Annotated in this window: 8 protein-coding genes; 4 read left to right on the top strand and 4 right to left on the bottom strand. The window is 69.0% G+C overall.

Annotated features, from left to right (window positions below; all coding sequences use genetic code 11):
* Positions 1–559: 559 nt before the first annotated feature.
* Positions 560–1,201 carry a DNA-3-methyladenine glycosylase gene (locus ACZ5GP_RS06365; protein ID WP_468749664.1) on the bottom strand — a complete coding sequence of 214 codons (642 nt, stop codon included), beginning with the start codon at positions 1,199–1,201 and terminating at the stop codon, positions 560–562.
* A gap of 175 nt (positions 1,202–1,376) precedes the next feature.
* Here ACZ5GP_RS06365 and ACZ5GP_RS06360 point away from each other — a divergent pair, with 175 nt between their 5' ends.
* The 3 genes from ACZ5GP_RS06360 to ACZ5GP_RS06350 all read left to right on the top strand — a co-directional run bounded on the left by ACZ5GP_RS06360 (position 1,377) and on the right by ACZ5GP_RS06350 (position 3,391).
* Entirely contained in the window at positions 1,377–2,159 is a 783-nt protein-coding gene (locus ACZ5GP_RS06360; protein WP_468749663.1) for a sporulation protein, read from the top strand.
* A gap of 37 nt (positions 2,160–2,196) precedes the next feature.
* On the top strand, positions 2,197–2,736 hold the full coding sequence (locus tag ACZ5GP_RS06355; RefSeq protein WP_468749662.1) for a YbhB/YbcL family Raf kinase inhibitor-like protein: 540 nt from the start codon (positions 2,197–2,199) through the stop codon (positions 2,734–2,736).
* Between the two features lie 148 nt (positions 2,737–2,884).
* Complete coding sequence (locus ACZ5GP_RS06350; protein ID WP_468749661.1) at positions 2,885–3,391, top strand: HNH endonuclease; 507 nt, start codon at positions 2,885–2,887, stop codon at positions 3,389–3,391.
* An 88-nt stretch (positions 3,392–3,479) separates the two neighbouring features.
* Here the strand turns inward: ACZ5GP_RS06350 and ACZ5GP_RS06345 are convergent, their stop codons facing one another.
* The 3 genes from ACZ5GP_RS06345 to ACZ5GP_RS06335 all read right to left on the bottom strand — a co-directional run bounded on the left by ACZ5GP_RS06345 (position 3,480) and on the right by ACZ5GP_RS06335 (position 5,825).
* Positions 3,480–4,415, bottom strand: a complete 936-nt coding sequence (locus ACZ5GP_RS06345; protein ID WP_468749660.1) for an SPFH domain-containing protein — start codon at positions 4,413–4,415, stop codon at positions 3,480–3,482.
* A 116-nt stretch (positions 4,416–4,531) separates the two neighbouring features.
* Positions 4,532–4,960, bottom strand: a complete 429-nt coding sequence (locus tag ACZ5GP_RS06340; protein WP_468749659.1) for an NfeD family protein — start codon at positions 4,958–4,960, stop codon at positions 4,532–4,534.
* A gap of 67 nt (positions 4,961–5,027) precedes the next feature.
* Entirely contained in the window at positions 5,028–5,825 is a 798-nt protein-coding gene (locus tag ACZ5GP_RS06335) for an ABC transporter ATP-binding protein (RefSeq protein WP_361088352.1), read from the bottom strand.
* 121 nt (positions 5,826–5,946) lie between these two features.
* On the opposite strand from ACZ5GP_RS06335, the gene ACZ5GP_RS06330 reads away from it, so the two are divergent.
* Positions 5,947–6,729 carry a hypothetical protein gene (locus ACZ5GP_RS06330; RefSeq protein ID WP_468749658.1) on the top strand — a complete coding sequence of 261 codons (783 nt, stop codon included), beginning with the start codon at positions 5,947–5,949 and terminating at the stop codon, positions 6,727–6,729.
* Positions 6,730–6,794 lie beyond the last annotated feature (65 nt).

The raw sequence follows: 6,794 nt of genomic DNA, 5'->3' as shown, positions 1-6,794 counted from the left end.
TTTTCCCGTAATCGGGATGAACACCACGAGAGCGGAACCAAGGAGAGGAATAATCTCCCGGTTCACAGCGTCCTCGCTGTGTCGCCTGCACGACCGTGAGCCGTACAGGACTTTTTCAAAGGAACCTCAACTCACCGAAGTGAGCCGGGGTATCAACATATCTGGCGTTGACTTTTGGCACGCTGTTGAGTTCTCAAGGAACGGACGCTTCCTTTGTACTCACCCGCAGAACATTCTCTGGGGCTTTCCTCCGGGCGCTTCCCTTCGGTATTTCGTGTTTCCAACCTTACCAGATCCGTTTTCCGTTCCGTTTCCGGTTCGGATTTCATTTCCGGTGGCCGTTGGAGGGCCTTTGCCTTTCGGCGTGTTCACTACGTTAGCGGATTCCCTCCGCAACTCATAATCGAGTTCCGCGGGTTCGAATTTCGGCATGCGAGCATGCGAAATAAGCCCCCGCTGGGGGAAGTCGTAGGTAGTGGTTGGCCGCTTCCAGCTCCCGGCAGATTGCCGTGACCGGTTCAAGCGGCTCGGACTACATTACGGAGCCCCCCAGGCCGCGTCAAGTTCGGCGGCGACGGGGCGCATGGGCCCGATAGGGGCTGACCGTAGGGTCGTTGGTCGTCCAGAAGCGCCACGGGTGCCCGGCCCCCTCTCCCCCTACTCCCGTGCGGGGACCCTCGCTGACCTGGTCGGCGTCCACCGGAGTGCCCGCCAGGATCGAGAAGGGGCTGTCGGGGCCACCGAAGAGGTCCGCGCCGTCGAGGCTCCGGTCCACGTCAAGAGCCGTGGCCAGCCGGGCCGGGCCTTTGGCCAGTTCCTTGTCGTTACGGGCCGAGAGTCGACGCTTGCGGGCCAGTTCGGCGCCCACGGTGATCTCGCCGGCCCGCAGCAGGACCGCACTCGCCATGCCCTCCGGGCCGCACACGAGGTTCATGCAGTGCCACATGCCGTAGGTGAAGTAGACGTACACATGTCCGGGCGGGCCGAACATGACGTCGTTGCGGGGCGTGCGGCCGCGGTAGGCGTGGGAACCGGGGTCGACTTCACCGGCGTAGGCCTCGACCTCGGTCAGGCGCAGCTCGATGGGTCCGTCGTCCGAGTGACGGACGAGGACGCGCCCCAGGAGGTCGGGCGCGACCTCCAGGACGGGGCGGTCGAAGAAGTCTCGGCTCAGGGGCGTACGGTCAGGGCTCGCGATCATGCCTTTCGAGCGTAATACACCTCCGTCCGTTTGCTCCGGGCGTCTGCGGGTTCCCGGTTGTGGGGCGGCGGGGTGTTGACGCGGAACCGGGCGGGGTCTCCTCGCGTTGGTACCGGTCGAAGGTTCAAGTCGATAGTCGGGACGAGCCACAGGTGGCGGCCCGGGGAGGAGTGTCATGGGGTTCAAGAAGCTGCTCGCGAGTCTGGGGGCCGGCGGTGCCTCCGTCGAGACCGTGCTGACCGAGGTCAACGTGGTACCGGGCGGCGTGGTCCAGGGCGAGGTGCGGATCCAGGGTGGATCGGTGGACCAGCAGATCGAGGGACTCTCCGTCGGTCTGCAGGCCAGGGTCGAGGTCGAGGGCAACGACCAGGAGACCAAGCAGGACATCGAGTTCACCAAGATGCGGCTCGGCGGTGCCTTCACGCTCCTGGCGGGCGAGGTGCACGCGGTGCCGTTCGGCCTGGAGATCCCCTGGGAGACCCCGGTCACGAGCATCGACGGGCAGCAGCTGCGCGGCATGAACATCGGTGTGACCACCGAGCTGGAGATCGCGCGCGCCGTGGACTCCGGCGACCTGGACCCCATCAACGTGCACCCGCTGCCGGCGCAGCAGGCCATCCTGGACGCCTTCATCCAGCTGGGCTTCCGCTTCAAGAGCGCCGACATGGAGCGCGGTCACATCCGCGGCACGCGGCAGAAGCTGCCGTTCTACCAGGAGATCGAGTTCTACCCGCCGCAGCAGTACCGCGGGCTGAACCAGGTCGAGCTGAGCTTCGTCGCTGACGACCGGGAGATGGACGTCGTCCTGGAGATGGACAAGAAGCCGGGTCTGTTCAGCGAGGGCAGCGACTCGTTCCGGTCCTTCAAGGTCGGGCTGAACGACTTCCAGGGCACGGACTGGGCTGCGTACCTGAACGAGTGGCTGTCCCAGGTCGGCAGCAAGCGCAACTGGTTCTAGGCTCGGAACGCACAGCAATCGACCAGGAGGTGCTCACGTGACCGAGCCGAAGAGGCCACCGCTTCCCCACGACTTCCACCCTCCCGTGCCGTCGTTCACGGTCGTGAGCGAGGACATCGAGCCGGGGGCGGTCCTTAAGGACGCTCAGGTCCAGTCGGGCGGCGACACCTCGCCGCACTTGCGGTGGGAGGGTTTCCCCGCCGGGACGAAGAGCTTCGCCGTGACGTGCTTCGACCCGGACGCCCCGACGGGCAGCGGGTTCTGGCACTGGAGCGTGTTCGACATCCCGGCCTCGGTCACCGAACTGCCGACCGGTGCCGGCAGCGGCAAGTTCGAGGGACTGCCCGAGGGCGCGGTGCAGGTGCGCAACGACTACGGGGCGAAGGAGTTCGGCGGCGCGGCGCCACCGCCCGGGGACCCCGCGCACCGCTATGTGTTCACCGTGTACGCGGTGGACCAGGAGAAGCTGGGTCCCGACTCGGACGTCTCACCCGCGGTCGTCGGCTTCAACCTGCGGTTCCACACGCTCGCACGTGCGCAGCTCATCGGCGAATACGGTGCCCCCGCGGAGAACTGACCGTTCACCGATTGTTTGCCCGCCTCTGGTCATGGAAGTGATCAGAGGCGGGCATTTTTTATTGCGTTGTCCATCTCGGCGTGCCCGTTCAGAGTTGATCCAAGCCCGCCAGGCGGTGGGCCGGTGCATACGGGAGGTGGGCAGGTTGATGCGGGACACTCTGGTGCTGAACGCGAGCTTCGAGCCGCTCTCGACGGTGACGCTCAACCGGGCCGTCGTCCTGGTGCTCCAGGACAAGGCCGTGGTGGAACAGGCCCACCCCGGGCTCCGTGTGCGCGCGGCGGCGCTGGAGATACCAGTACCCCGGGTGATCAGGCTCTGCAGATACGTCCGGGTGCCGTTCCGAAGACAGGCGCCGTGGTCGAGGCGAGGGGTCCTCGTCCGGGACCAGCACCGGTGCGCCTACTGCGGCAGACGGGCCACGACGGTGGACCATGTGGTGCCGCGCTCACAGGGCGGCGCCGACTCCTGGCTGAACACGGTGGCTTCGTGTGCGCTGGACAATCACCGCAAGGCGAACCGGACGCCCGAGGAGGCCGGGATGCCGTTGCTGCGCCAGCCGTTCGAGCCGACTCCCGCAGGGGCGATGCTCTTGTCGCTGGGGCGGGAGGAACTGGCCTCGTTGCCCGAGTGGTTGGCGCAGCCTGCGGCTTAGCGCCGAGCCGCAGCCAGTACACCGGTTGGTCTCTGGCCGCGGGTCGCGAGTGGCCGGGCGCGCGGTTCCCCGCGCCCCTTCGTGCGCCTCAGTCGATCGGCGGCTGTTCGCGGCGCTCCTTGCCGGACGAGCCGCCTGAACCGCCGCCCAGGGGGCCGAAGTTGCCGAGTGCGCCGCCGAGGCCCTTGAGGGCGTCGCCGATCTCGCTGGGCACGATCCAGAGCTTGTTCGCGTCGCCCTCGGCGATCTTGGGGAGCATCTGGAGGTACTGGTAGGAGAGCAGCTTCTGGTCCGGGTCGCCGGCGTGGATGGACTCGAAGACCGTACGGATCGCCTGGGCCTCGCCCTCGGCGCGCAGGGCCGCGGCCTTGGCCTCACCTTCGGCGCGCAGGATCGCGGACTGCTTCTCGCCCTCGGCGCGCAGGATCTCCGACTGCCGGACACCTTCGGCCTGGAGGATCGCGGCGCGCTTGTCGCGGTCGGCGCGCATCTGCTTCTCCATCGAGTCCTGGATGGAGGTCGGCGGCTCGATCGCCTTGAGCTCGACGCGGTTGACGCGGATGCCCCACTTGCCGGTGGCCTCGTCGAGGACGCCGCGCAGGGCCGCGTTGATCTCCTCGCGGGAGGTCAGGGTCCGCTCCAGGTCCATGCCGCCGATGATGTTGCGCAGCGTGGTGACGGTGAGCTGCTCGATCGCCTGGATGTAGCTGGCGACTTCGTAGGTCGCGGCCCGCGCGTCGGTCACCTGGTAGTAGATGACGGTGTCGATGTTGACCACCAGGTTGTCCTGGGTGATCACCGGCTGGGGCGGGAAGGGGACGACCTGTTCACGCAGGTCGATGCGGTTGCGGATCGAGTCGATGAACGGGACGACGATGTTCAGGCCCGCGTTCAGCGTGCGTGTGTAGCGGCCGAAGCGCTCGACGATGGCGGCGCTGGCCTGTGGGATGACCTGGATGGTCTTGATCAGGGCGATGAAGACCAGCACCACCAGAATGATCAGGACGATGATGATTGGTTCCATCGTGGCTCCCCGTACCCTTCATGCCTCGGTGTGTGCCCGCGCGGCACGGAGACCCGCGGGTTCTCAAAGATCTTGCTGGTCGAGTCTGTCAGACCGCCGCACGGCCCGTGGGGCATTCACAGGACGATGGCCGTCGCTCCGTCGATCTCGACGACGTCCACTTCCTGGCCGGCCTCGTAGGCGCGGTCCGCGTCGAGCGAGCGCGCCGACCAGACCTCGCCCGCGAGCTTGATGCGGCCGCCGGAGCCGTCGACCCGTTCCAGGACGACGGCCGACCTGCCCTTCAACGCGTCGACTCCGGTGGCCAGTTCGGGTCGCTGGGCTCGGTGCCGGGTCGCGATGGGGCGTACGACGGCGATGAGCGCGACCGAGACCGCGGCGAAGACGACCACCTGGAGGACGGTGCCCGCGCCGAGGCTCGCGGCCACGGAGGCCGCGACGGCGCCCGCGGCGAGCATGCCCAGCTCCGGCATCGCGGTCAGTACGAGCGGGATTCCGAGCGCGGCGGCGCCGATCAGCCACCACACCCATGCGTCGATGTCCACGTGGTCATCGTAGGACCGGGGGTCGCTTCCGGGACAGGGCGCGGTCAGTCGGTCCGGACGCGCCCCTTCAGGACATCGGCAGACCCGTGGCGGTCCAGCGGTCGTTGCGCTGTTCGACGACGAGCGGGAGTCCGAAGCAGAGGGAGAGGTTGCGGGAGGTGAGCTCCAACTCCAGCGGGCCCGCGGCGAGGACCTTGCCCTGGCGGATCATCAGGACGTGCGTGAAGCCGGGGGCGATCTCCTCGACGTGGTGCGTGACCATGATCATCGAGGGGGCGATGGGGTCGCGGGCGAGGCGGCCGAGGCGGCGTACGAGGTCCTCGCGCCCGCCGAGGTCGAGGCCGGCGGCGGGCTCGTCGAGGAGGAGCAGCTCGGGGTCGGTCATCAGGGCGCGGGCGATCAGGGTGCGCTTGCGCTCGCCCTCGGAGAGCGTGCCGAACCTGCGCTCCAGGTAGTCGCTCATGCCGAGGCGGTCGAGGAAGGCGCGGGCGCGCAGCTCGTCGACGTCCTCGTACTGCTCGCGCCAGCCGGCGGTCATGCCGTACGCGGCGGTCAGCACCGTCTGCAGGACGGTCTGGCGCTTGGGCAGCTTGTCCGCCATGGCCATGCCGGCGACGCCGATGCGGGGGCGGAGCTCGAAGACGTCGGTGCCGGGCTTGCCGAGGGTCTCGCCGAGGATGGTAGCGGTGCCGGTGGTCGGGAAGAGGTAGCTGGACGCGACGTTGAGGAGGGTGGTCTTGCCCGCGCCGTTCGGGCCGAGGATGACCCAGCGCTCCCCTTCCTTGACCGACCAGGAGACCTGGTCCACCAGAGCCCGGCCCTCTCGGACCACAGATACGTCCTCAAGCTCCAGTACATCGCTCATGAGCGCGCTGTCTCCCATTGCAGTCTCGGTCGTCGCTCGCGTCGGTGGACGCGGTCCCCGGATAAAACCTACGCCACCGGTCGGGCGTTCCTGTCGCGAGCCCGGTCCTTAGGCTGTGCGCATGCTCTCGGAACCACGCTCAGGACGCCTGGCCGCATGGGGAAATGCCCTGTTGGCCGGACTTGTTTCCCCGGATGACGCGGTGCTCGCGATGGTCGGCGAGGACGCGGTGCACCGGGTCGAAGGACTTCCCGGGGAGTCGGGCCCCGTGGGCCTCACGCTCGCGATGGGGCGGTTGCGCTCGCTCGGGGTGACGGGTCTTCGGGTGGCGCTGCCCGCGCCCGGGCATCCGCTCGGGCTGAGCGGGCCGCCCGAGTTCAACGCGCGGGCCTTGGAGGCGCAGGAGGCCGTGGTCGCGTTCGGCGCGCCCCATGGGCTCGTGCCCGAGGTGTACGAGGCGGGGCCCGAGGGCGACGTGCATGTGGAGGTCCTCTGGCACTGTCTGCCGGTGCGGGAGGCGCCGCCCGCGGACGTGCCCTCGCTCGGGGAGGCGGAACGCGAGCTGGCGGAGGCGCTGCGGGACGCCACGCAGGTGCTTTCCCGGCTCGACGTGGCGGGGTCCGGGCCGGTGGCCGAGGCGGCGCTCGACGCGTACCGGGCGCGGGCCGAGCGGGGGCGCGAGCTGCTGGCCCCCGGCTATCCGCCGCGCGCGGTCCGGGTGCTCGAGCTGGCGCAGCGGGTCGGCCTGCTGATCTCCCTGGCGTACGACAACGGGCACGGCGGGGCCGTGAGTGCCTCGGAGATGGCCGCGCGGGGGCAGGCGCTGCGGCCGGTGGAGCGAACGGCGCGGCGGGCGCAGGTGGCCGCGTACAACGCGTACGTGGAGGAGCGGGAGCGGCACTGAGGGGCGCCCTCCGGGGGGCCGAGCCGGGCGTGCGGGAAGGCCCCGCGGGCCGAGGGAGCCGCGGG

The organism is Streptomyces sp. NPDC031466, from assembly GCF_055581265.1.
This window is presented reverse-complemented; position numbering and strand designations above follow the sequence as displayed.